Genomic DNA, 23,817 nt, shown 5'->3' with positions numbered 1-23,817 from the left:
ACGCTCGGCTGGGCAACCCCAGCCGAGCGCCTGCATAAACTGCTCGCGGCCTGATCAACACGACCACGTGTTGCAACGATCCCTAGAAACCGCCCCCCGGACCCGGCCCTCCGTCGTCGTACCGTCTGCCGGCACGTGCCGCCCGTCAGAACAGGCGGAGCTTGTCGTCCTCGATGCCCCTCAGGGCGTCGTAGTCCAGCACCGCGCAGCCGATGCCGCGGTCCGTGGCCAGTACGCGGGCCTGGGGCTTGATCTCCTGGGCCGCGAAGATGCCGCGCACCGGCGCGAGGTGCGGGTCGCGGTTCAGGAGCTCCAGGTAGCGCGTGAGCTGCTCCACGCCGTCGATCTCGCCGCGCCGTTTGATCTCCACCGCCACGGTCTGCCCCTCGGCGTCCCGGCACAGGATGTCCACCGGCCCGATCGCCGTCATGTACTCGCGGCGGATCAGCGTGTAGCCCTCGCCGAGCGTCTCGATGCGGTCGGCGAGCAGTTCCTGCAGGTGCGCTTCCACGCCGTCCTTGATCAGTCCCGGGTCCACGCCGAGTTCGTGCGTGGAGTCGTGGAGGATCTCCTCCATCGTGATGATCAGTTTCTCGCCCGTCTTGTTGACGACGGTCCACACGCCCTCTTCGTCGCCCGAGCCCTCCTTCAGCGTGCAGGGAGGCGACATCCAGTTGAGGGGCTTGTAGGCACGGTCGTCGGCGTGGATCGAGACGCTTCCGTCCGCCTTCACCAGGATCAGGCGGGGAGCGGAGGGGAGGTGGGCGGTGAGACGGCCCGCGTAGTCGACGGAGCACCGGGCAATGACGAGACGCATGGTCGGCAACGCTACTCGACGCCCCCGTCCCCACGCGATTCGACCTCGTCCGGGCCGGCCGTCGGAACCCCTCCGTTTTTCCCGAGATGCCCCCGTTCGGCAATGGCTTGTTGTGTGCCCAGTGGGACTTCGCTGTGTTCGCATTTTCCTGGTGCCGCCATCGGCGGTTGCCTACCGTAGTAAACGGGAGGTCGCGCACTGTGTACTCAGCGTGTTCGATATCGCGAACTCCCTTACCTGTCCATCAACCCCTGTTGTCTCGGGGTGCGAGAGGAGAACCCATGTCGCTCGACGTCTCACCGGCCCTACTCGAACAGGCCGAGCGAGGCGAGGTCGACGAAGCGGAATTCGTCGACTGCGTCCGGACCTCCCTGCCCTACGCGTGGGAGATGATCAGCTCCCTGGTGGCCCAGCTGAAGGTGGACGGCGGTGAGTTCGCCGACAACCAGACGCCCCCGCCGGACGAGCAGGCACGTGGACAGCTGCTGCGCGCGCTCGCGAGCGACGCGATACGCGGCGCCCTGCAGCGGCACTTCGGAGTACGCCTGGCGTTCCAGAACTGCCACCGGGTGGCGGTGTTCCCGCTGGACTCCTCGGTGGACGACACGCTGGCCCGCTTCACCTCGGTCCGCAGCCAGCTCCTCAACCAGTCGCCGGAGCTGCGCGACTGCTGAGACCCGCAGAGTCGTACGGCTTGCCGCTCCGTACGCGGGAGGTGCATCGTCTCGGAGCGGCAGGCTCCCATACATGTGCCGAAGCGGCAGGCGCCCGCACCGCGGCCCGGCGGCCTCAGCGGAGGTGGGGGAGTACCTCGGCCCCCAGCCTGCGGACGTTCTCCACCGTCGCCGCGAGGTCCCCGGAGCCCTCGACGAGCAGCGCGAAGCGTGTGATGCCGGTCCGCTCGGAGGTCGCCGCGAGCCGGTCGGCGCACAGCCGCGGGGTGCCCACCGGGTGCAGCCCGCAGAGCAGTTCGGTGTACGCGAGCGGGTCCCGCATGGCGCGGGCCCGCCCGTCCACCGTCACATGCGCGTCCAGACCCTGTTTGAGCCAGCCCGGCATCGCCTTCGTCAGCGCCTCGACGGCGTCGGTGCGCCGGTCGGCGATCTGGCAGACACCGGCCGAGACATGACCGGCGCCGGCGATCGCGTCGCCGTCGACTCCGGCCGCGTGCGCGTGAGTCCGCCACAGCGCGACCATGTCCGCCTTCTCCTCGTCCCCGACGTGCATGCCGAGCAGCATCGGCAGCCCCCGCTCGGCCGCCAGCCGGACACTCGCCGGGGAGGTGCAGGCGACGACGACCTCCGGTCCCTCGGCATCCGTGAGCGACTCCGACGGGCGCGGGACGACCGGGACTTCACGGAAGGTGAATCGTTCCCCCGCGGCGGCGACGGACGGTTCGCGCAGCCAGCGCACCAGCAGATCGAGTGATTCCGGGAAGCCCGTCTCGTACGCCTTCAGCCCCGCGCCGAACACCTCCAGGTCCACCCACGGTCCGCCGCGCCCCACCCCGAGCGAGAACCGCCCGCCCGAAGTGATGTGCAGCAGCGCGGCCTGCTCGCCGAGGGCCACCGGGTGCGCGGTGGGCAGGACGGTCACCGCCGTGCCGACCCGGATCCGGCGGGTGCGGCCCAGCAGGAGGGCCGCCAGCGTGATCGCCGACGGGCAGGTCCCGTACGGCACGAAGTGGTGCTCGGCCAGCCATACCGTGTCCAGGCCCGCCTGCTCGGCGGCCTCGGCCGACCGCACCGCGCGGTGCAGCGCCTCCCCCTGGCCCTGTCCCGGAAACTGGGCAGCCAGTACAAAACTTCCAACGCGCATCGCACTTCCTGCTTTCCTGGCTCCGACGCGGAGCTCCCCCACGCGGCATAACTGCCTGACATGTGCCCAAGTCACGGGGTGGCGGCGAGATTTGCGGATTGTCTGCTGAATGGCGCGATGGGAGGGGTGTCCGAGGAGTTGGTTCCGTACGCGTACCCCGGTCGGCGCCGCGTAGGCTGGATACGGCCGCTGCTTCCTGTATAGCCCCGTGAGGTGTCCTGTGTCCCCGCGTCGCAACCGACCCAAGGGCCCCGGCTCGTCCGGCCGGGGCGCGGACGACGACAGGGGCCGCTACGGCGGCTGGCAGTCCACCGAGAGTTGGCAGGGCGAGGCGTGGAGCGTGCGCCATGTGGCGGGCGCGAGCGCCGAGGGCAAGACGTACCGGTGCCCCGGCTGCGACCAGGTGATCGCCTCCGGCGTCCCGCACGTGGTGGCCTGGCCGGAGTTCGCGGGGGTGGACGACCGCCGGCACTGGCACAAGTCCTGCTGGAACGCGAAGGACCGCCGCACCACGCGGGTGCAGCGGTCCCGTAACGCGCCGAAGTACTGAAGGCCCCGGGGGCCCTGGGCCCGGACCTACACGTCCCGCCTCTCGAGGAGCAGCCAGGCGCCGGCGAAGGCGACGGCCGTGAGGCCGAGGATGATCCACACCGGGTCCCAGCCCGTGGGGCCCGAGCCGCCCATGGACTCGCCGTACAGGACGCTGAGCTGGCTCGGGATCGAGTACTCCAGCAGGAACTTCTGGAGGCCCTGCAGGGACTCCGCGAAGAGGAACATCGCGATCACCAGCGGGGCCAGCACCAGGCCGATCATGATGGTGATCGCGCCCGCCGAGTGCCGGATGACCGAGCCGACGCACAGCGAGAACAGGCCGAGCAGCGCCACGTACAGGCCGATGCCGACCGTCCCCTTCAGCCACTGCATGCCGGTGGGCTGGGCCAGGCCGTAGCTCTTCAGCATGGCCGTCTGGATGACGGCGACGAGCAGGGCGGACACCGTCGTGATCACGAAGGCCACGGCGAAGAACACGATCGACTTCGCCAGCAGCACCCTGGTCCGGCTCGGGCAGGCGGTCATGGTCGTCCGGATCATCCCGGTGCCGTACTCGGAGGCGGTGGTCAGCACGCCGAGCGTGATGATGCAGATGCTGCCGGTCAGGACTCCGCCGATGCCGAGTCCCAGCGGCGAGCTGCCCTCCAGGTGCGCGTCGGAGGCGGCGGCGATGGCGGCGAACAGCGTTCCGATGCCGATCATGAGGACCAGGAACACACCGAGCGTCCACATCGTGGAGCGCACCGACTTGATCTTCGTCCACTCCGAGGCGAGGGCGTGTCCGAGGTGGGTGCGGACCACCGGGATCGGCGAGGTGTAGGAGGCGTGCGCCGCACCGGGCGCCGCCTGCCAGGTGGGCGCGGCCTGCGGCATGGGGGGCTGGGGCGTGCTCATCGGGCGTCCTCGGACTTGGTCGGGTCGGGGGCGGCGGGCGTCTGCGCGGGCTGGGCGGGTGGCGCGGCGGGTGCCTGGGCGGGCTGGGCGGCGGGCGCGGCGGGTGCCGGTGCCTGGTCCCGGGGCGCCGGCTGCGCATACGGGTTCGGCGGCTGTCCGGCGGGCTGCGCGGCCGGGGCGGCGTACGGCCCGGCGGGCGGCTGCCCGGGCTGCCCCGGCATGGAGAACGGCTGCCCGCCGTGCTGCGGCGGCGGTGGGGCGTACCAGCCCGGCTGGCCCTGGCCCGGCACCGGGACCGGCGGCTGGACGCCGGGCGGCAGCGGCTGCATCAGGCCCGCCTTCTGGTCGATGCTGGAGCGGTAGTCGACGGCTCCCTGCGTCATCCGCATGTACGCCTCCTCCAGCGACGCCTGGTGCGGCGACAGCTCCCACAGGCGTACGTCGGCGTCGTGCGCGATGTCGCTGATGCGGGGCAGCGGCAGCCCGGTGACCCGCAGGGCGCCGTCCTGCTCGGGCAGCACGTGCCCGCCCGCCTCGGTGAGCGCGGAGGTCAGCTTCTCCCGCTGCTGCGGCTCGGTGTCGGGGGTGCGGACACGGGCGAAGTCGGCGGAGTTCGCGGAGATGAAGTCCTTGACGCTCATGTCGGCGAGCAACTGCCCGCGCCCGATCACGATCAGGTGGTCGGCGGTGAGCGCCATTTCGCTCATCAGGTGGGAGGAGACGAAGACCGTACGGCCCTCGGCCGCGAGCGACTTCATCAGGTTGCGCACCCACAGGATGCCCTCGGGGTCGAGGCCGTTGACCGGTTCGTCGAACAGCAGCACCTGAGGGTCGCCGAGGAGCGCGGCGGCGATGCCGAGCCGCTGGCCCATGCCGAGCGAGAAGCCCTTGGAGCGCTTCCCGGCCACCTCCTGGAGGCCGACGACGGCCAGCACCTCGTCCACGCGGCGGGCCGGGATGCCGGAGAGCTGGGCGAGGGACAGCAGGTGGTTGCGGGCGGCCCGGCCGCCGTGCACGGCCTTCGCGTCGAGCAGGGCGCCGACCTGGCGGGGGGCGTTCGGCAGCTTGCGGTAGGGGTAGCCGCCGATCGTCACCGTCCCCGAGGTGGGGTTGTCCAGACCGAGGATCATCCGCATGGTCGTCGACTTGCCCGAGCCGTTGGGCCCCAGGAAGCCGGTGACGGCACCCGGCCGCACCTGGAACGAGAGGTTGAACACAGCGGTCTTGTCGCCGTAGCGCTTGGTCAGGCCGACTGCCTCGATCATGCTCCGCACCCATCGGAAGGTTCAGGACAGCGGGGCACACGCCCCCCCGTAAGGATTAGGAGGATATCGGGGCGCTGACGGTTCCGGCCAAGGGGAAGTAAAACGCCCGGGGGTCAGGCGTCGCGTCGCTTCAACAGGACGTACCCGGCGGCGAGCGCCGCGATCACCCACAGCGCCATGATCCCGAGACCGGCCCAGGGGCCGTACGGGGTGTCGTCGCCGGCCGCGGGCACGACCTGCATGATCCTGCTGCCGGCCTGGTCGGGCAGGAACCGGCCGATCTTCTTCGTCGCGGAGACGTGGCCCAGGATGTTGGAGATCAGGAAGAAGAACGGCATCAGGACGCCGAGCGACAGCATCGGCGAGCGCAGCATCGTGGCGACCCCCATCGAGAACACCGCGATGAGCGTCATGTACAGCCCGGCGCCGACGACCGCGCGCAGCACACCGGGGTCGCCGATCGACGCCCGGTGCGGGCCGAGCATCGCCTGGCCGAGGAAGAACGCGACGAAGCCGGTCACCAGGCCGACGACGAGGGCGAGCGCGGTCGCCACCGCGATCTTGCCGGACAGGAAGGTGCCGCGCTGGGGGACCGCGGCCAGCGAGGTGCGGATCATGCCGGTGCTGTACTCGTTCGACACCACCAGCACCCCGAACACGATCATGGCGAGCTGACCCAGGCTCATCCCGGCGAAGCTGATGAACGTCGGGTCGAAGGCGAGCCGCTCCTGCGGGCTCATGCCGTCGAACTCGTTGCGCGTCAGCGCCGAGATCAGCATGCCCAGGGCGACGGTGACGACCAGCGCGACGGACAGCGTCCACATCGTGGACGCCACCGACCGGATCTTGGTCCACTCGGACCTGAGGACCTGCACCCGGACCTGGACCTCGGTGGCCGCCATGGTCAGGCCCCCTTCTTCCAGCCGGTGCCCCACTCCCCGGCGGGCCCCTCCGTGTGGGCGTGGTACTCCACCGACGCGGCAGTCAGTTGCATGAACGCCTCCTCCAACGACGCCTGCTGGGTGCTCAGCTCGTGCAGCACGATGTGGTGCCGGGCCGCCAGTTCACCGATCAGCTCGGCCTTGCCGCCGTCCACCTCCAGCGCCCCGCTGCCCGTCTCGACGACCGTGATGCCCGCCTCGTGCAGCACATCGAGCAGCCGCTCACGCTGCGGCGAGCGCATCCGTACGCATGTACGGGAGTTGCGGCGGATGAAGTCGGCCATGGAGGTGTCGGCGAGCAGCCGGCCTTGGCCGATGACCACCAGATGGTCCGCCGTCAGCGCCATCTCGCTCATCAGATGACTGGAGACGAACACCGTGCGCCCCTGCGCCGCCAGCGATTTCATCAGCGTGCGGATCCAGTGGATGCCCTCGGGGTCCAGGCCGTTGACCGGCTCGTCGAACATCAGGATCCGCGGGTCGCCGAGGAGCGCGGCCGCGATGCCGAGCCGCTGGGCCATGCCGAGCGAGAAGCCCTTGGCCTTCTTCCGGGCCACGGAGGTCAGCCCCACCGTGTCCAGGACCTCGTGCACCCGGGAGGCGGGGATGCCGTTGCTGTGCGCGAGGCACAGCAGATGGTTCCAGGCGCTGCGCCCGCCGTGCACGGCCTTGGCGTCGAGCAGGGCACCGATCGACCTGAGCGGGTTCTTCAGCTCGTCGTAGCGCTTGCCGTCGATCCGGACGTCACCGGCGGTGGGGTGGTCGAGCCCGAGCGCCATCCGCATGGTGGTGGACTTCCCGGCGCCGTTCGGACCGAGGAAACCCGTGACGACGCCCGGTCTGACGGTGAACGTGAGGCCGTCGACCGCCACCTTCTCGCCGTACCGCTTGGTCAGCCCCTCGAGCTCGATCATGCGGCCACGCTAAAACGGCGCAAAGCCCCCCGCCACTTGAGTGGCGGAGGGCTTCGCGGATGTTCAGACGCCGTACGGCCCGGTGTTACCGGGACTGCTGCGCCGGGACCCCGCGCGAGATCGGCTCGTCGTCGGCCGGCGCACCGGTCGCGGCGACCGCGGCGCCCGTGAGCGTCGCCAGCATCTCGCGGACGTTGGTGAGCTGGGCGTTGATGGAGTCGCGACGGTTCGTCAGCGCCGCCAGCTCGCGCTCGGATTCGGAGCGGATGCGGTCGGCCTTGGCGTTCGCGTCCGCGACGATGTCCTCGGCCTGGCGCTGGGCCGTCTCCACCGTCTGGCGGGCACGACGGTCGGCGTCCGTGCGCAGCTTCTCCGCCTCCAGGCGGAGCTGCTCGGCGCGGTGCTCGATCTCCGCCAGGCGCTTCTCCGCCTTGGCCTGACGGGATGCCAGGTCGCGCTCGGACTGCTCACGCCGCTTGGCGAGGTTCGTCTCGAAGTCGGCGGCGGCCTGCGCGGCCTTGGCGCGGGTCTCCTCGAAGAGGGCGTCCGCCTCCTCGCGCTTGGACTGGGCGTCCTTCTGCGCCTCGGCGCGGAGCTGGGCCGCGTCGCTCTTGGCCTTCTCGACGATCCGGAGGCCCTCGTCCTCGGCCTTCGCCTTGCGGTCCGCGGCGAACGCCTCCGCGTCGTTGCGCACCTGCTGGGCGGCCGACTCGGCGAGTTCGCGGTGCTGCTCGGCGGCGCGGCGAGCCTCCTCACGCAGGTCCTTGGCCTCTTCCTCGGCGAGGCGGAGGATCTTCTCGACGCGTGCGCCGAGACCCGCGTACGACGGCTCGGCGTCGCTGACGGCGGCCTGGGCGTTCTGCGTCTCGAGGTGGAGCTCCTCGATGCGCTTCTCCAGGGCGGTGATGCGGGCGAGAGCACTGTCACGGTCGGAGACGAGCTTCGAGATCCGTTCGTCCACCTGAGCGCGGTCGTACCCACGCCGCACAAGCTCGAAGCCGTAGGGGGAAGTGTCGCTCATGGGGTTCCTGTCGAATGAGACCGGTGAGGTGATAGGGGAATCCTAGGGCGCAAAGCGGCGTGTCATCGAGCGGATGCGTGTTTGATCTGGAGAATGACACTCCTTTTGGGTGGCTGAGCTGTCGGGGGGCTTGCCAGGACCTGTCTGAAACGTCCCGGCAAGCATAGAACGACGCTTCTCGCTAGCCTTCTGACGCCTTGCCACCCGAACGAGGTGCCCCTACGGTCGCACCCGCCTTGACGCCGGAGTCCTTGCCGGCGGACGGCGCCTCGAACGACTCCAGCGCCTCCAGGACGTCCTGGACACGGGAGATCTCCGCGTTGATGTCCTCGCGCCGGCGCACCAGGATCTCCAGCTCCCGCTTGCCCTCCTCGACGGCCTTGCGCGCCTCGCGGATCGCCTCGGCCTTGATCTGCTCCGCCTCGGCGACCAGCTTGGCCTTCTTCTGCTCGGCCTCCTTCAGCAGCCCCTCGGCCTTCTTTACCGCGGCGATACGGACCTTGCCCGCCTCGGAGTTGGCCTCCGACAGAAGCTCCTTCGCCTGCGCCCTGGCCTTCTCCAACTGCTCCTCGGCGGCCTTGACCAGCGCGTCGCACCGCTCGCCCGCCGACTTCATCGCCTCGGCCGACTCACGCCGCGCCCGCTCGTGCAGCTCCTCGATCTCGGCCGTGATGCGCTCGCGCAGCTCCTCCGCGCGCTCCCGGATCAGGCCGGCGTCCCGGCGCGCGCCGACGAGCAGTTCGTCCGCGTCCGCCCGGGCCCGCTCCACCAGCGCGTTGCCCTCCACCGTCGCCTCGGCGACCAGACGGTCGGCCTCCGTGCGGGCGGCGCCCACCATCGTGTCGGCCTGCGCTTCGGCGTCCGCCGTCGTCTTGCGCGCGCTCTGCTGGGCCTCCGAGAGCAGCTTGTCGGCCTCGGCGGCGGTCTCCGTGATGAGCGTGTCGACCTGCTCGGCCGCCTCGGAACGCCGCTTGTTGGCGTCCTTGCGGGCCTCGTCCAGGGTGCGCTCGGCCTCCTCGCGCGCCGCCGCCGTGAGCCGCTCGGCCTCCGCCTCCGCGTCGGCCTTGATCCGCTCCGACTCGGTGCGGATCCGCTCGGCGTGCGCCCGGGCGGAGCCGACCGTCTCGGCGGCCTCGGCGCGCAGCCGCTCCGCCTCGTCGGTGGCGTCCGACAGCAGTTTCTCGGCCTTGGCCTTGGACTCCGCGCGCACCCGCTCGGTCTCGGCGGCCGTCTCCGTGGTGAGCCGCTCGGCCTCCGCGCGCGCCTCGGTGATGAGGGTGTCCGCCTGCGCCGCCGCGTCCGACCGGATCCGGTTGGCGTCCTCGCGCGCTTCCGCACGGGTGCGCGCCGCCGCCTGGTCCGCCTCGGCCAGGGCGTCGGAGACCTCGGTCCGCACGCGCTGGGCGTGTTCGGCGGCGTCCGTGCGCAGCCGCTCCGCCTCGGCGATCGCCTCCGAAACCGTCCGCTCCGCCAGCGCCTTGGCGGCCTCCGACTCCTCGGTGGCCTCCCGCCGGATGCGGTTCGCGTCCTCGGCGGCCCGCTCCCGCTCCGCGTAGGCGTCGGCGCGGACCCGGTCCGCCTCCTCCTGCGCCTCGGTGCGGGTACGCTCCGCCGCGTGCTCGGCGGCCGAGCGCAGACCGGTGATCTCCTCCTGCGCCTGCTCGTGCAGCCCGGCCACGGAGTCCCGCACCTGCTGGGCGTGCTGTTCGGCCGCCGACACCATCTCGGTGGCGCGCCGGTCGGCCTCCTCCACCAGCCGTACGGCCTCGGCCTGCGCCTCCTCGACCCGGGCGCGCGCCACCGCGAGCAGCTCCTCGCTCTGCTCCCGGGCGCGCTCGCGCTCCTGGTCGGCCTCCTGGCGGGCGGCGCCGAGGAGTTCCTCGGCCTCGCGGCGGCGCCGGGCGGCCTCCTCCTGGGCGGCGGCCAGCGTCTCCGAGGCCTCCGCGCCCAGCCGCTCGGCCGCGGCCTGCGCCTCGGCGCGGACCCGGTCGGCGGTGTCCTGCGCCTCCGACTTCAGCCGCTCGGCCTCGGCCGCCGCCTCCGACCGCAGGCGCACGGCGATGGCCTCGCCCTCCGCGCGGGAGGCGGACGCGTCGGAGGCGGCCTCCGTGCGCAACCGCTCCGCCTCGGCCTCGGCCTGCGCCTGCAGCGTACGGATGCGCTCGGCGGCCTCCGTGCGCAGCCGGTCGCTCTCCTCGACGGCCTCGCGGCGGATCCGCTCGGCCTCCGCGCGGGCGTCGGCGAGCGCCTGCTCGGCGGAGGCGAACCGCTGCTCGGCCTCCGACTGCAGGCGCGCCAGCTCCTCGGCGGCCTCCGCGCGCCGGGCCTCCACGGCCCGCTCGCTCTCCTCGCGCAGGGCGCGCGCGGCCTTCTCGGCCTCGCCCTTGATCGCGTCCGCCAGCTCGACGGCCTCCGCGCGCTGCGTCTCGGCTTCCCTGCGGGTGCGCTCCAGGGTCTCCTCGGCCTGGCGGCGCAGCATCGACGCCCGCTCGATGGCCTCCGTGCGCACCTTCTCGCTGTCCGTGGTGGCCGTGGTGCGCAGCTCGTCCGCGTCGGCCTTCGCCTTGGCGAGCAGCTCCTCCGCTGTCTTGGCCGCCTCCTCGATCTGCTGGACGGCCTCGCGGCGCGCCTCCGCGCGGATCTTCTCGCCCTCGGCGACCGCCTCCGCGCGCAACTGCTCGGCCTCGCCGCGCAGCCTGCGGGCCTCCTCCTGCAGCTCGACCGTCTTGGCGCGGTACTCCTTGGTGTCGTCCTTGGCGGCGCCCTTGAGCTGCTCGGCGATGTCGTGCGCCTCGGCGCGCAGCCGGTCCGCCTCGGCCTCGGCCTCCTTGCGGATCCGGTCGGCCTCCTCGGCCGCGGCCTTGGTGGTCGCCGCGGCGTCCTGCGACGCCTTGTTGAGGACCTCCTCGGCCGTGCGCGCCGCCTTGCCGAGCTGGGAGGCGGTCTCCTCGGCCGTGATCGTGCGGGCCTTCTCGACGGCCTCCGCGACGATCTTCTCGGCCTCGGCCCGCGCGTCCGCGACGACCTGCTCGGCCTCCGCCTTGGTGGCCTCGGCCTCCTTGGTGGCCTCGCTGACCAGCCGGGCGACCTGCTCCTTGGCCGTACGGGTGCGCTGCTCGCCCTCCGTCTCGGCGTTCGCCAGCGCCTTGGCGGCGGCCTCCTTGGCCTCCGCGACGACCTTGTCGGCCTGGGCGCGCGCCTCGCGCAGCGCGGTCTCCGCCTCGGCCATCCGCTGCTCGGCGGCCCGGCTCAGCTCGGACGCCTGCCGGCGGGCGGCCTCCGACTCGCTCGCGGAGCTGGACCGCAGTTGCTCGGCGTGGTCGGTGGCCTCCTGGGCCTGCGTGGAGGCGGCGTTCAGCAGCCGCTCGGCGTCCGCGCGGGCCCGCCGCAGGATCTGGTCGGCCTCGGCGCGGGCGGCCTCGGCGTCGCTCTGCAGCCGCTGCCGGGCTTCGGTGACCAGCCGCTCGGCCTCGGCGCGCGCGGCGGCGAGGGCCTGCTCGGCCTCGGCACGGGACTCCTCGACCAGGCGCCGGGCCTGGGCCTCGGAACGGGCGCGCAACTGCTCCGCCCAGGCCACGTTCTCGTTGACGTGCGACTCGACGGTCGCCCGGCGCTCGGCCAGCTCCTGGTCGAGCTGCTGGCGGCGGGCGACCGCCTCCGCGTGCAGCTCCGACTGGAGGCGGGCGGCCTGCTCGGCGTGCTCCTGGAGGATGCGCTGGGTCTGCGCGCGGGCCTGGCTCAGCTCGCGCTCGGCCTCCGCCCGCATCTGGTCCGCCTGCATCTGGGCGGTGCGCAGCATCTGCTCGGCCTGGTAGCCGATGTCGGCCCCGTCGTACGCGGGACGGGACATGAGGGTGCGGCGCGCCTCGTGCAGCTTGGCGCGCAGCACCTCGACCTGGTAGCCGAGGTCCTCGGCGTGCTGGATCGCCTTTTCCCGCTCGGTCTTCAGCCGCTCCATCTCGGCCTCGAACCGAGAGAGGTGGTCGACGTCAGCCGCCGGCTCTCGCTCCTGGCGTTCGTAGCCCCGCACTGCGCGGTCCCATCCGTCCCCTGGTCGCAAGTCTCTCCAAACGAGCTCCGTCCATCCGCCGAACGGGGCCCCCGGGGAATGGTGTCAGATCAACGGCGGAGCATGGGCTGCTGCCCCGGCGCTCCTCCCCCGAAACCCGGACCCCGGTACGTCCCGCCGGTGTCACGGCGGGACCCGGTCGCCCTGGTGGAGCGGCGACCGCCCCCAACCCTACCGGCCCTTATGTACGGGAGTCAGTGCTCAGGTGTCTCAACGGCCGCCGATGTGACGAGTTCTGTGAGGACACCATGACAGTCCTTGGGGTGCAGGAAGGTGATCCGCGACCCCATGGAGCCGCGCCGTGGCTCCTCGTAGAGCACCCGCACGCCCTTGTCCCTGATCTCGGCGGAGTCGCCGTCCACGTCCGCCGTGCCGAAGGCGATGTGGTGCACGCCCTCGCCGTTCTTGGCGAGCCACTTGGCGACGGTGGAGTCCTCGCGGATGGGCTCGAGGAGTTGCAGGTAGGAGGCCCCGCCGTCGTCCGTGTTGTTGATCTTCAACATGGCCTCGCGGACACCCTGCTCCTCGTTGACCTCGGTGTGGAACACCGAGAAGCCGTACGTCGAGGTGTAGAACTCGACGGTCTTCTCGAGGTCGAAACAGGCGATTCCGATGTGGTCGATTCGCGTCAGCATGGAATCAGTGCAGCGCTCCCGCGGTGGTTACGCAACGTGCGCGCGATCACACTGACAGCCCGGTGACGGTTTGCCCTACCGCTCAGTACATTCGAAGTAAACCCTCGTTCACTCCTCGGCTGTGCAGGCCGGAAGGGGATCGCAGCTCATGTCTGGAACGAACAGCACGACCAGCGTCATCGTCGCGGGTGCGCGCACCCCGATGGGGCGACTGCTCGGCTCGCTGAAGTCCTTCTCCGGAGCCGACCTCGGCGGCTTCGCGATCAAGGCCGCCCTCGACCGTGCGGGGATCGGTGGCGACCAGGTGCAGTACGTCATCATGGGCCAGGTGCTCCAGGCCGGGGCGGGGCAGATCCCGGCACGTCAGGCCGCGGTCAAGGCGGGCATCCCGATGAGCGTCCCGGCCCTGACGATCAACAAGGTGTGTCTGTCGGGCCTCGACGCGATCGCGCTCGCGGACCAGTTGATCCGTGCGGGTGAGTTCGACGTGATCGTCGCGGGCGGCCAGGAGTCCATGACCAACGCCCCCCACCTGCTGCCGAAGTCCCGCGAGGGCTTCAAGTACGGCGCGGTCCAGATGCTGGACGCGATGGCGTACGACGGGCTGACCGACTCCTTCGAGGGCATCGCCATGGGCGAGTCCACCGAGAAGCACAACACCCGCCTCGGCATCGGCCGCCGGGAGCAGGACGAGATCGCCGCCCTCTCCCACCAGCGGGCCGCGGCCGCCCAGAAGAACGGCGTCTTCGAGGCGGAGATCACCCCGGTCGAGATCCCGCAGCGCAAGGGCGAGCCGGTCGTCTTCGCCAAGGACGAGGGCATCCGCGGCGACACCACGGTGGAGTCGCTGGGCAAGCTGCGGCCGGCGTTCAGCAAGGACGGCACGATCACGGCCGGCTCCTCCTCGCAGATCTCGGACGGTGCGGCGGCCGTGGTCGTGATGAGCAAGGCCAAGGCGCAGGAACTGGGGCTGGACTGGATCGCGGAGATCGGCGCCCACGGCAACGTGGCGGGGCCGGACAACTCCCTGCAGTCGCAGCCGTCGAACGCGATCCTGCACGCCCTGAAGAAGGAGGGCCTGGAGGTCGCCGACCTCGATCTGATCGAGATCAACGAGGCCTTCGCGGCGGTCGCCGTGCAGTCAATGAAGGACCTGGGTGTTTCCACCGAAAAGGTGAATGTCAACGGCGGTGCCATTGCCCTGGGTCACCCGATCGGGATGTCCGGCGCCCGCCTCGTCCTGCACCTCGCGCTGGAGCTGAAGCGGCGCGGCGGCGGCGTGGGCGCGGCGGCGCTGTGCGGGGGCGGCGGCCAGGGTGACGCGCTGATCGTGCGGGTACCCAAGGCCTGAGCACCCTCGAACCGACCTCTTTGCGTGAACACGTGAACGGAGCTGTGATGCAGGACGTCTCCTCGCTGGTGGCCCAGGCCAGGGAAGGCCGGCCGCGGGCCGTGGCCCGGCTGATCTCCCTGGTGGAGGGGGCGTCCCCGCAGCTCAGGGAGGTCATGGCGGCACTGGCCCCGCTGACCGGCAACGCGTACGTGGTGGGCCTGACGGGGTCGCCGGGCGTCGGCAAGTCGACGTCCACGTCGGCGCTCGTGACCGCGTACCGCAAGCAGGGCAAGCGGGTCGGCGTGCTCGCCGTCGACCCGTCCTCGCCGTTCTCGGGCGGCGCGCTGCTCGGCGACCGCGTCCGGATGTCGGAGCACGCCTCCGACCCCGGTGTGTACATCCGCTCGATGGCCACGCGCGGCCATCTGGGCGGCCTCGCGTGGGCCGCCCCGCAGGCGATCCGGGTACTGGACGCGGCGGGCTGCGACGTGGTCCTGGTGGAGACGGTCGGCGTCGGCCAGTCGGAGGTCGAGATCGCCTCCCAGGCGGACACCTCGGTGGTCCTGCTGGCCCCCGGGATGGGCGACGGCATCCAGGCCGCGAAGGCGGGCATCCTCGAGATCGGCGACGTGTACGTCGTCAACAAGGCCGACCGGGACGGCGCGGACGCCACCGCGCGCGAGCTGAACCACATGCTGGGCCTCGGGGAGTCGCGGGCCCCCGGCGACTGGCGCCCGCCGATCGTGAAGACCGTCGCGGCCCGCGCCGAGGGCGTCGACGAGGTCGTGGAGGCGCTGGAGAAGCACCGTGCGTGGATGGAGGAGCGGGGCGTCCTGGCGGAGCGCCGCCTGTCCCGGGCGGCCCACGAGGTCGAGACGATCGCGGTGACGGCCCTGAGGGAACGCATCGGCGACCTCCACGGCGACCGCCGCCTGAGCGCCCTCGCGGAACGGATCGTGGCGGGGGAGCTGGACCCGTACCGGGCGGCGGACGAACTGGTGGCGGGGCTGACGCAGAGCTGACGGACACGCGGTCGACGCAGAGCTGACGGAAAAGTGCGTGGTCGACGCCCCGGTGCGTTGATACCTTGATCCGCATGTTCCGCCTCTTGGCCTAGGGCCCGCCCGGTACCGCGATCGACGAGCAGCAGTGGCTGTGGTCGTCGCGGCGCCCCGGCGTCCCTTCACCGCCTCGAGTCGAGGAACTTCCGCGTGTCTGCGCCCCTTTCCGCTGCTTCCGAGCGGCCCACCTATGCCGCCGTTCTCCGTGTCCGGCACGTCCGCCGCACCTTCGCCGTCTCCCTGGTCGCGCGGCTGTCGTACGGGACGGTCCCCCTCTCCGTGATGCTGTCCGTGACCCGGGCGACCGGGTCGTACGCCGTGGCCGGGACGGTCCTGGCCCTGTTCGGCGCCACGACGGTCCTGCTGTCACCGCTGCGGGCGGCGCTCGTCGACCGCTACGGACCCCGGCGGGCGCTCCTGCCGATGGCCCTGCTGTACGCCGGGGCCCTGAGCCTGCTGGCCGCGGCGACCTGGCGGCCCGGTGCGCCGGCTCTGCTGCCGGGTGCCCTGGCCACCGCGGCCGGGGCCTTCGCGCCCCCGCTCGGGCCCACTCTGCGGGCCTTGTGGAGTGGACTCTTCGACGACCGCCGGCTGGTGCAGCGGGCGTACGGGCTGGACGCCGTGGTCGAGGAACTGACCTTCGTCGCGGGCCCGCTGCTGGTCGGCGCGGTCGTCCGGTACGCGCCGCCGGCGGCCGGAGTGGCGCTGAGCGCGCTGTTGGTGACGGCCGGGACGATCGCCTTCGTCACCTCGCCGGCGGTGACCGGAGCGCTGCCGCCCGCGGAGCACCCGTCGCGTTCGAAAGGGCGGCTGCGGGGTGCGCGGGCGCTGGTGGAGCCCGTGCTCGTGGCCGGAGGAGTGGGACTGGCCGTCGGCGCGCTGGACCTCCTGGTCATGGCCTTCGCCGAGCAGCGGCGATACGGCGACGACATCGTGGCCTGGGTGCTCGCGGCACTGTCCGCGGGCAGCGCGGCCGGCGGGCTGCTGAACGGGGCGGTGGAGTGGCGGGGGAGCGCTCGGGTGCGCCTGCCGCTGCTGGGCGCGGGTCTGGGGCTGGCCGTGGCGGCGGCGGGGTTCGCCCCGGGCCTCGGCGTCCTCGCGGTGACGGTGATCTGCGCGGGCCTGTTCATCGCCCCGGCCCTGACGACGTCGTACCTGCTAGCGGACGAGTCGTCCCCTCCGGGCTTCCGCACCCGGGCGGGTGCCTGGGTGAACATGGCCGTCAACAGCGGCAGCTCGGTCGGCCCGGCAGCGGTGGGGGCCCTGTTGGGGCATCTGCCGCTGGAGTGGTGTTTCGCGGTGCCGGGGGCGGTCATGGCGGTGACCGCAGGCTTGGCCGGCTGCCTGGGGTGGAAGGGCCGCGGTGGCCGTCCCCGCGCCCGAACGGGCGCGGGGCCGTGACACATGCGGCCCGGCCGCGACGGGTCCCCCTGTTCGAGCGAAGCCGCGAACTCGGGGAGCGACCAGCCACCACGGGCCGGCGGACGAGCACCGGCCCGCGGCCCGTAGGGCTCGACCCGGCGGAGTGTGCCCCGGAGTGCTACGGCTTGCCCCGCTGTCCCCGCAGGTGCTCGGCGATGGGCTGCAGAGACTTGTGGAGGTGTTCCAGGTCCTCCGGGGGCAGCAGGTCGATGAAGTGCCGCCGCACGGACGCCACGTGGTGTGGCGCGACCTTCTTCATCGTCTCCATGCCGTGGTCCGTCAGGACCGCGTACAGGCCCCGGCGGTCGGACTCGCAGTTCTCCCGGCGGACCAGGTCCGCGTTCTCCATGCGGGTGATCTGGTGGGAGAGGCGGCTCTTGGACTGGAGGGTGGCGGCGGCGAGGTCGCTCATCCGCATACGCAGGCCCTCCGACTCCGAGAGGTTCACCAGGATCTCGTAGTCGTTCATTGTCAGGCCGAACGGCTGCAGGTCCCTTTCGAGCTGGTATGTCAACAGCCTGTTGACTTCCAGGTGGGTGCGCCAGGCGCACTGCTCCGCATCCGTCAGCCAGCGCGTGGCCGTGTCGGTCTCCATGAATGAAGTCTACCTAAAAGGTTGAATGGCGAACTAGTGAGGGTGGTGTGACTGTGCGCACGCGTTCGACGTCACACTCCGCAGACTACCGCTCACAGCCCGAAGCGACGCTGGAGGTCCCCCAGCTGTCCGGGAAGGCGCGGTGCTCCCGGCTGCCCCTGGTGGCCGGGTACCCCACCGCCGCCCGGTACGCCGGGTTCCTGTGGGACCGCTCCCGTCGCCTGTTCCGCCATCAGCGTCTCCGAGGACTGCAGCAGCACCGTGCCGGCCCCCACGAACTCGAACTGGTGCTCCTCCCCGGAAACCCCGCCGAGCCCCGTCATCGCACGTAGACCGCCCCATACGCCCCTGAGATACCCATGGTCGTAGTGGTGGCACGGCGACGGGCAGTCGGCCCAGCCGACCAGCGCCTGCGGGTCCACCCGGATCGGGGGTTCCATGAACACCACCGGACCGTTGGACGCGGCCACGAACTTCCCGGTTCCGATCAGCGTGAGGAAGCCGGGAATGATCGACTGCTTCAGCGACAGACTTGGCTGAAAAGCGAGGAGGTTGCCGGAGCGAATGGTCAGATTGCCGTCGTCCAGGTCGTACGAATTCACATCGAAGGCCCGGTCGGCGAGCAGCATCTTGCCCGAGCCCTCCGCCACCACCCAGTCGCTCGCGTGCAGTGGCGAATGGAACGACGTGCGCACGAGACGGTCCAGACGGCCGTGCCCGATGCCGTTGAACTCCATCGAGCCGTAGTAGGCGATCATCTTCCCCTTCTGCAGGAACCACTGGCTCCCCTTGAGCTCCACGCAGAAGGTGTACTTGTCGACGTTGTCGTCGGCCGGCAGCGTCATCGGGTCGAACACGACGGGACCCGCGCCCGGGTAGGTGGTCACAGCTTCTCCTCCGACGCCTGCACGAACACCACACCACTGCCGCTCAGCTCGAGCTGGAACGCCTCACCGGAGCCGCGGCCCACCATGTCGCGCCAGCCGAGCGCCGTGGACAGCTTGTTGCGGACGTCGCCGTGGTGCGCGACGTACGCCTGCGGGTCGACGTGGACCGGGTGCTGCGGGGTGATCGGCACCTCGAAGACGCCGCCGTGCGCCATCACGGCGACCGCGCCGTGCCCCGTCAGGGTGGTGGTGAACAGGCCCTGCCCGGTGACCTGGCCGCGCACCAGGCCCATGACGCCGCCCTGGGAGCCCATGAACATCGTGCCCTGCTGCAGGGTGCCCTCGAAGGCGAGCAGCCGGTCCGCCTCGACGTACAGGGTGTCGCCCGTCAGCTCGATCACGTGGACGTGGTGGCCGCCGTGCCCGAACAGCACCGTGCCGCTGCCCTCGACCGTCATCAGCGGCGTCGCCTCGTTGGCGATGCGGCGGCCGATCATCGACATCACCCCGCCCTGGCCGCCCTGGATGTTGGGGGTGAAGGAGACGTCGCCCTTGTAGGCGAGCATCGCGCCCCGCTGGCTGAACAGCCGCTGCCCGGGGACCACCGTCGCCTCGATCATCTTGGAGTTCACCTCGCGGAAGGCCATGTCACACATCCCCCGCGATCGTGTTGCGCTCGCTGGGCTGGACGTACACCAGTCCCTCCCCCTCGAAGCGGATCTGGAAGGCCTCGCCGCCGCCCTCGCCGAAGAACGTGCGGAACGTCACGCCCGACTGGAACGACTGCCGCAGGTTCCCCTGGTGCGCGACGTACGCGCCCGGGTCGACGGTCAGCGGGTACTGGGCGCTGACGCGGAGCACCACCGCCGGCCCGTCCGACATGATCGCCGCCTGGCCGTGGCCCTCGACCGTCGTCGTGAACAGGCCGTTGCCCTGCGAGGCGCCGCGCAGGCCGGTGAACGTCGTGCCCGTGCGCAGGCCGGCGTCCGTCGCGAGGAGGTTGCTCGACTCGACGTACAGCTTGTCCCCCTGGAGGCCGACGAGGTTGATCTCTGAGGCACGGTCCGCGAACCAGCACGTCCCGTGCCCCTTCACCTCCATCACGGTCATCTGCTCGCCGGTGAGCCGCCGGGTCACCATCCCCCGGATCCCCTCACCGCCGCCGGTGAGCTTCTTGAAGGTCATCTGACCGTCGTACGCGACCATGGAGCCGTTCTTCGCCTTCACGGCGTCCCCGGTCATGTCGACGGCCAGCACCTTGCTGCCTTGGAGTCGGAACATCGCCACGGAGCGAAGGTAACGGCCGCGCGGGTGGAGCGGACAGAGCCCGGCGGTGGATCCGCACCCCGAGCCGACCCTTAGGGGTACCCCGTGCCGTCGCGGGGGTGATGAGCATGACGCCGACACCCCGCACCCCGTGCCCTGTCCGCCGCGTCCCGGATGTCACAATGGGCGGGCGCTTGTGCGCGCGTTCACAAAGCGACTGCGTCGTCAGCGACCCTCCCACCGAAGGTGCCCCGTGGATATAAAGACCGCCACCGCCCTCCGCCGGCTCCGCCTGGTCTCGGCCCCCGAGGCCGTCTCCTTCCTGCTGCTGCTCGTCTGCTCGGTACTGAAGCGCACCACCGACTTCAACGCCGTGCCCGTGATGGGCTCCGTCCACGGCATCCTCTTCATCCTGTACGTGATCTTCTGGGCGGACGCCTGGAACCGCACCAAGTGGCCGCTGAAGACCGCCGCCGTCTACTTCGTCCTCTCCGTGCTGCCGACCGGCGGTTTCTTCGCCGAGCGCAAGCTGCGCCGGGAGGCCGAGGACGCCGTCATCGCCGCCCGCGCCCGCAAGGAAGGGATCGTGAACGCGTGATCGTCGCCTTCTCCGTGACGCCGCTGGGCGTCGGCGAGGACGTGGGGGAGTACGTCGCCGACGCCGTGCGGGTGGTACGGGAATCCGGACTGCCGAACCGCACCGACGCCATGTTCACCTCGATCGAGGGGGAGTGGGACGAGGTGATGGACGTGGTGAGGCGCGCCGTCGCGACGGTCGAGGCGCGGGCGCCGCGCGTCTCCCTCGTCCTCAAGGCGGACATCCGCCCGGGCGTGACGGACGGCCTCACCTCCAAGGTCGAGACGGTGGAGCGCCACCTGTCCGGCGGCTGACGCACCGCCCGGCGACGGAGACCGCCGGTCAGCGCCCCTGCTCCACGTACTCCTTGAAATGCTCCAGATCGCTGCGGACCAGCCGTTCGATCGCGCTCGCCTGGGCGAAGCCCTTCGGTCCGCCGAACGTCTCCCTGACCGTGCCCGGGTCGTACGCGAGCCGCGCCTGGACCCGGGTGCGGTCCTCGGCGATCGACTGCAGCGAGAAGGACCCCTTCAGCTCCGGCTCGCCCGTGGTGTGCCACTCCATCACGCGCTCCCCGCCGCGGTCGGAGACCTCCGCCTCGATCCGGCGGGCCCGGCCGCCCGCCTCGACGTCCAGATGCGCGCGGCCTCCGGACTCCGCGCGGGCGTCCCGCAGTCCGTCCACGAAGCGGGGATAGTTCTCCACCCGGTGCAGGCTCTCCCAGGCCGTGTCGATCGGGACCGAGACGTCGACGTGTTCTTCGAGGGTGCTCATGGCTCACCTCCGCGTTCGGTTCGTCCCCCCTTCTGCTTCCAGTGTGCGCCCGGCGACAGCCTGTGGACCGAAAAGCGAGACGGGGCTGACCAGCATGTGACCGGCCGGTAAGGTCGATGGCGTGCCGAAGCCCCTCAGCCTGTCCTTCGACCCCATCTCCCGCGCCGACGAGCACTGGAAGCAGCGGTGGGGAAACGTGCCGTCCATGGCGGCGATCACCTCGATCATGCGGGCGCAGCAGATCCTCCTCGCGGAGGTCGACGCGGTGGTGAAGCCGTACGGACTGACCTTCGCGCGGTACGAGGCGCTGGTGCTCCTCACCTTCTCCAAGGCGGGCGAGCTGCCCATGTCCAAGATCGGTGAGCGGCTCATGGTGCACCCCACGTCGGTCACCAACACCGTGGACCGCCTCGTCAGGTCCGGCCTCGTCGCGAAGCGGCCCAACCCCAACGACGGCCGCGGCACCCTCGCCTCCATCACCGACAAGGGCCGGGAGGTCTGCGACGCGGCCACCCGGGACCTGATGGCGATGGACTTCGGGCTGGGCTGCTACGACGCGGAGGAGTGCGCCGAGATCTTCGCGATGCTGCGTCCGCTGCGCATCGCTGCGGGGGACTTCAAGGAGGACTAGTGCCTGGCGCCGGCCGGGCCGCCGCGGGCGCCCGTGAGGGTGCCGGGGGGTGCGCGAAGATCGCCCCAAACCGGCCGTTACGCTCGTAGCCATGAAAAAGAGCGTGCTGACCCGCTACCGCGTGATGGCCTACGTCACCGGTGTGCTGCTGGTCCTGCTGACCCTCGGTGTCATCGCCAAGTACATCCTCGACGTGAACGGCGCCGCGGACTTCACCCGTGTCGTCGGCATCGCCCACGGCTGGCTGTACGTGATCTACCTGGTCTTCGCCTTCGACCTGGGCTCGAAGGCCAAGTGGCCGGTCGGCAAGCAGCTCTGGGTCCTGCTGGCGGGGACGATCCCGACGGCCGCCTTCTTCGTGGAGCGCAAGGTCACCCACGAGCTCGAGGCCAAGGTCGCCGACGCGCAGCCCGTGGCCGCCAAGGCCTGAGGCCCGGTCCACACCGCCGTACGAGGACGCGTACGGCGGTCTCCCATCGACATTTACTTGGACGTCCTAGTAAATTCGGGGGTATGGACGCTGACGCCATCGAGGAGGGCCGCCGACGCTGGCAGGCCCGCTACGACGCCTCGCGCACCCGCGAGGCAGACTTCACCACGCTCTCCGGCGACCCCGTGGAGCCGGTGTACGGACCCCGCCCCGGGGACAGGTACGAGGGCTTCGAGCGGATCGGCTGGCCCGGTGAGTACCCCTTCACCCGCGGCCTGTACCCGACCGGCTACCGGGGGCGGACGTGGACCATCCGCCAGTTCGCCGGGTTCGGCAACGCCGAGCAGACGAACGAGCGCTACAAGATGATCCTGGACGCCGGCGGCGGAGGCCTGAGCGTCGCCTTCGACATGCCGACCCTGATGGGCCGCGACTCGGACGACCCGCGTTCGCTCGGCGAGGTCGGGCACTGCGGCGTGGCGATCGACTCGGCGGCGGACATGGAGGTCCTCTTCAAGGACATCCCCCTCGGCGACGTCACCACCTCGATGACGATCAGCGGGCCGGCGGTCCCCGTCTTCTGCATGTACCTGGTCGCGGCCGAGCGCCAGGGCGTGGACCCCTCCGTGCTCAACGGCACGCTGCAGACCGACATCTTCAAGGAGTACATCGCCCAGAAGGAATGGCTCTTCCAGCCCGAGCCGCACCTGCGCCTCATCGGCGACCTGATGGAGTACTGCGCCTCCAACATCCCCGCCTACAAGCCGCTGTCCGTCTCCGGCTACCACATCCGGGAGGCGGGCGCGACGGCCGCGCAGGAGCTGGCGTACACGCTCGCCGACGGGTTCGGTTACGTGGAGCTGGGGCTCAGCCGCGGGCTCGACGTCAACGTCTTCGCCCCGGGCCTGTCCTTCTTCTTCGACGCGCACGTCGACTTCTTCGAGGAGATCGCCAAGTTCCGCGCGGCGCGCCGGATCTGGGCGCGCTGGATGAGGGACGTGTACGGCGCGACGAGCGAGAAGGCGCAGTGGCTGCGGTTCCACACCCAGACGGCCGGGGTGTCGCTGACCGCGCAGCAGCCGTACAACAACGTGGTGCGTACGGCGGTGGAGGCGCTGGCGGCGGTGCTGGGCGGCACCAACTCGCTGCACACCAACGCCCTCGACGAGACGCTGGCCCTGCCGTCCGAGCAGGCGGCGGAGATCGCGCTGCGGACGCAGCAGGTGCTGATGGAGGAGACCGGGGTCGCCAACGTGGCGGATCCGCTGGGCGGTTCGTGGTACGTCGAGCAGCTCACCGACCGGATCGAGGCGGACGCGGAGAAGATCTTCGAGCAGATCAGGGAACGGGGGCTGCGGGCGCACCCCGACGGACGGCACCCGATCGGCCCGATCACGTCCGGGATCCTGCGGGGCATCGAGGACGGGTGGTTCACCGGGGAGATCGCGGAGTCCGCGTTCCGGTACCAGCAGGCGCTGGAGAAGGGCGACAAGAAGGTGGTGGGCGTGAACGTCCACACCGGGTCGGTCACCGGGGACCTGGAGATCCTGCGGGTCAGTCACGAGGTGGAGCGGGAGCAGGTGCGGGTGCTGGCCGCTCGGCGCTCCGCGCGGGACGACGGGGCGGTGCGTGCGGCGCTGGACGGGATGCTGGCCGCCGCGCGGTCCGGGGCCAACATGATCGAGCCGATGCTGGACGCGGTGCGGGCCGAGGCGACGCTGGGGGAGATCTGTGACGCGCTGCGGGGGGAGTGGGGGGTGTACACGGAGCCGGCCGGGTTCTAGGCGCGGCTGGGGTGGGGGGGGGGGGGGGGGGGGGGGTCCCCCCCCCCCCCCCCCCCTCCCCCTTTCTGTGGGTGTGTCCCCCTTTGTCCACATGCGGGTTCGGTCCCTTGGTTTTCCTCCTTGGGGTTGAC

24 protein-coding genes are annotated in these 23,817 nt (G+C 71.3%); 10 read left to right on the top strand and 14 right to left on the bottom strand.

The window, feature by feature from the left end; all coding sequences use genetic code 11:
• Positions 1 to 145: 145 nt before the first annotated feature.
• Positions 146 to 817 carry an endonuclease NucS gene (gene nucS, locus ACZ4SW_RS36630; RefSeq protein WP_468253411.1) on the bottom strand — a complete coding sequence of 224 codons (672 nt, stop codon included), beginning with the start codon at positions 815 to 817 and terminating at the stop codon, positions 146 to 148.
• A 281-nt stretch (positions 818 to 1,098) separates the two neighbouring features.
• Here nucS and ACZ4SW_RS36625 point away from each other — a divergent pair, with 281 nt between their 5' ends.
• The gene (locus tag ACZ4SW_RS36625; RefSeq protein WP_468253410.1) at positions 1,099 to 1,491 is read left to right on the top strand and encodes an SCO5389 family protein; all 393 of its coding nucleotides are present in this window, start codon (positions 1,099 to 1,101) and stop codon (positions 1,489 to 1,491) included.
• 115 nt (positions 1,492 to 1,606) lie between these two features.
• On the opposite strand, the gene ACZ4SW_RS36620 is transcribed toward ACZ4SW_RS36625, so the two are convergent.
• A complete protein-coding gene (locus tag ACZ4SW_RS36620; RefSeq protein ID WP_468253409.1) occupies positions 1,607 to 2,635 on the bottom strand; it encodes an LLM class flavin-dependent oxidoreductase in 1,029 nt (342 codons plus the stop codon).
• A 220-nt stretch (positions 2,636 to 2,855) separates the two neighbouring features.
• On the opposite strand from ACZ4SW_RS36620, the gene ACZ4SW_RS36615 reads away from it, so the two are divergent.
• Positions 2,856 to 3,185: an ATP/GTP-binding protein gene (locus ACZ4SW_RS36615; RefSeq protein WP_468253408.1), complete on the top strand. Its 330-nt coding sequence runs from the start codon at positions 2,856 to 2,858 to the stop codon at positions 3,183 to 3,185.
• A gap of 26 nt (positions 3,186 to 3,211) precedes the next feature.
• Here the strand turns inward: ACZ4SW_RS36615 and ACZ4SW_RS36610 are convergent, their stop codons facing one another.
• The 7 genes from ACZ4SW_RS36610 to mce form a co-directional block, all read right to left on the bottom strand.
• Positions 3,212 to 4,081, bottom strand: coding sequence for an ABC transporter permease subunit (locus ACZ4SW_RS36610; RefSeq protein WP_468253407.1), 870 nt, complete (start codon positions 4,079 to 4,081; stop codon positions 3,212 to 3,214).
• On the bottom strand, positions 4,078 to 5,346 hold the full coding sequence (locus ACZ4SW_RS36605; RefSeq protein WP_468253406.1) for an ABC transporter ATP-binding protein: 1,269 nt from the start codon (positions 5,344 to 5,346) through the stop codon (positions 4,078 to 4,080). Before ACZ4SW_RS36605 ends, ACZ4SW_RS36610 begins: the two co-directional genes overlap by 4 nt.
• Positions 5,347 to 5,459: 113 nt before the next feature.
• On the bottom strand, positions 5,460 to 6,248 hold the full coding sequence (locus tag ACZ4SW_RS36600) for an ABC transporter permease (RefSeq protein WP_468253405.1): 789 nt from the start codon (positions 6,246 to 6,248) through the stop codon (positions 5,460 to 5,462).
• A 2-nt stretch (positions 6,249 to 6,250) separates the two neighbouring features.
• Positions 6,251 to 7,201 carry an ABC transporter ATP-binding protein gene (locus tag ACZ4SW_RS36595; RefSeq protein ID WP_468253404.1) on the bottom strand — a complete coding sequence of 317 codons (951 nt, stop codon included), beginning with the start codon at positions 7,199 to 7,201 and terminating at the stop codon, positions 6,251 to 6,253.
• 85 nt (positions 7,202 to 7,286) lie between these two features.
• The gene (locus tag ACZ4SW_RS36590) at positions 7,287 to 8,222 is read right to left on the bottom strand and encodes a cellulose-binding protein (protein ID WP_468253403.1); all 936 of its coding nucleotides are present in this window, start codon (positions 8,220 to 8,222) and stop codon (positions 7,287 to 7,289) included.
• Positions 8,223 to 8,403: 181 nt separating this feature from the next.
• A complete protein-coding gene (gene scy / locus ACZ4SW_RS36585) occupies positions 8,404 to 12,252 on the bottom strand; it encodes a polarized growth protein Scy (protein ID WP_468253402.1) in 3,849 nt (1,282 codons plus the stop codon).
• A 233-nt stretch (positions 12,253 to 12,485) separates the two neighbouring features.
• On the bottom strand, positions 12,486 to 12,926 hold the full coding sequence (gene mce, locus ACZ4SW_RS36580) for a methylmalonyl-CoA epimerase (protein WP_468253401.1): 441 nt from the start codon (positions 12,924 to 12,926) through the stop codon (positions 12,486 to 12,488).
• 148 nt (positions 12,927 to 13,074) lie between these two features.
• Between mce and ACZ4SW_RS36575 the strand changes: the two genes are divergently transcribed.
• The 3 genes from ACZ4SW_RS36575 to ACZ4SW_RS36565 all read left to right on the top strand — a co-directional run bounded on the left by ACZ4SW_RS36575 (position 13,075) and on the right by ACZ4SW_RS36565 (position 16,721).
• Complete coding sequence (locus ACZ4SW_RS36575; RefSeq protein ID WP_468253400.1) at positions 13,075 to 14,277, top strand: acetyl-CoA C-acetyltransferase; 1,203 nt, start codon at positions 13,075 to 13,077, stop codon at positions 14,275 to 14,277.
• Positions 14,278 to 14,324: 47 nt separating this feature from the next.
• Entirely contained in the window at positions 14,325 to 15,281 is a 957-nt protein-coding gene (gene meaB / locus ACZ4SW_RS36570) for a methylmalonyl Co-A mutase-associated GTPase MeaB (RefSeq protein ID WP_468253414.1), read from the top strand.
• Between the two features lie 189 nt (positions 15,282 to 15,470).
• Complete coding sequence (locus ACZ4SW_RS36565) at positions 15,471 to 16,721, top strand: MFS transporter (protein WP_468253399.1); 1,251 nt, start codon at positions 15,471 to 15,473, stop codon at positions 16,719 to 16,721.
• Between the two features lie 139 nt (positions 16,722 to 16,860).
• Here ACZ4SW_RS36565 and ACZ4SW_RS36560 read toward each other — a convergent pair whose 3' ends face one another.
• The 4 genes from ACZ4SW_RS36560 to ACZ4SW_RS36545 all read right to left on the bottom strand — a co-directional run bounded on the left by ACZ4SW_RS36560 (position 16,861) and on the right by ACZ4SW_RS36545 (position 19,505).
• Positions 16,861 to 17,337: a MarR family winged helix-turn-helix transcriptional regulator gene (locus ACZ4SW_RS36560; RefSeq protein WP_468253398.1), complete on the bottom strand. Its 477-nt coding sequence runs from the start codon at positions 17,335 to 17,337 to the stop codon at positions 16,861 to 16,863.
• Positions 17,338 to 17,429: 92 nt separating this feature from the next.
• Positions 17,430 to 18,182, bottom strand: coding sequence for an AIM24 family protein (locus tag ACZ4SW_RS36555; protein ID WP_468253413.1), 753 nt, complete (start codon positions 18,180 to 18,182; stop codon positions 17,430 to 17,432).
• Between the two features lie 38 nt (positions 18,183 to 18,220).
• Complete coding sequence (locus ACZ4SW_RS36550) at positions 18,221 to 18,871, bottom strand: AIM24 family protein (protein WP_468253397.1); 651 nt, start codon at positions 18,869 to 18,871, stop codon at positions 18,221 to 18,223.
• Between the two features lies 1 nt (position 18,872).
• Entirely contained in the window at positions 18,873 to 19,505 is a 633-nt protein-coding gene (locus tag ACZ4SW_RS36545; RefSeq protein ID WP_468253412.1) for an AIM24 family protein, read from the bottom strand.
• A 238-nt stretch (positions 19,506 to 19,743) separates the two neighbouring features.
• On the opposite strand from ACZ4SW_RS36545, the gene ACZ4SW_RS36540 reads away from it, so the two are divergent.
• Both ACZ4SW_RS36540 and ACZ4SW_RS36535 read left to right on the top strand, forming a co-directional pair.
• A complete protein-coding gene (locus ACZ4SW_RS36540) occupies positions 19,744 to 20,088 on the top strand; it encodes a DUF3817 domain-containing protein (RefSeq protein WP_468253396.1) in 345 nt (114 codons plus the stop codon).
• Positions 20,085 to 20,381, top strand: a complete 297-nt coding sequence (locus ACZ4SW_RS36535; protein ID WP_468253395.1) for an MTH1187 family thiamine-binding protein — start codon at positions 20,085 to 20,087, stop codon at positions 20,379 to 20,381. The genes ACZ4SW_RS36540 and ACZ4SW_RS36535 overlap by 4 nt, the downstream gene beginning before the upstream one ends.
• Positions 20,382 to 20,409: 28 nt before the next feature.
• Here the strand turns inward: ACZ4SW_RS36535 and ACZ4SW_RS36530 are convergent, their stop codons facing one another.
• A complete protein-coding gene (locus ACZ4SW_RS36530; RefSeq protein ID WP_468253394.1) occupies positions 20,410 to 20,841 on the bottom strand; it encodes an SRPBCC family protein in 432 nt (143 codons plus the stop codon).
• 121 nt (positions 20,842 to 20,962) lie between these two features.
• Here ACZ4SW_RS36530 and ACZ4SW_RS36525 point away from each other — a divergent pair, with 121 nt between their 5' ends.
• From ACZ4SW_RS36525 to ACZ4SW_RS36515, 3 genes are all read left to right on the top strand, one after another.
• Positions 20,963 to 21,472, top strand: a complete 510-nt coding sequence (locus ACZ4SW_RS36525) for a MarR family winged helix-turn-helix transcriptional regulator (RefSeq protein WP_468253393.1) — start codon at positions 20,963 to 20,965, stop codon at positions 21,470 to 21,472.
• A 91-nt stretch (positions 21,473 to 21,563) separates the two neighbouring features.
• The gene (locus ACZ4SW_RS36520; RefSeq protein ID WP_468253392.1) at positions 21,564 to 21,902 is read left to right on the top strand and encodes a DUF3817 domain-containing protein; all 339 of its coding nucleotides are present in this window, start codon (positions 21,564 to 21,566) and stop codon (positions 21,900 to 21,902) included.
• An 83-nt stretch (positions 21,903 to 21,985) separates the two neighbouring features.
• A complete protein-coding gene (locus ACZ4SW_RS36515) occupies positions 21,986 to 23,686 on the top strand; it encodes an acyl-CoA mutase large subunit family protein (RefSeq protein ID WP_468253391.1) in 1,701 nt (566 codons plus the stop codon).
• Positions 23,687 to 23,817 lie beyond the last annotated feature (131 nt).

Source organism: Streptomyces sp. NPDC028331, from assembly GCF_055565775.1.
The sequence above is the reverse complement of the archived record's forward strand: the minus strand, read 5'-3'. Positions and strand labels throughout refer to the sequence as shown.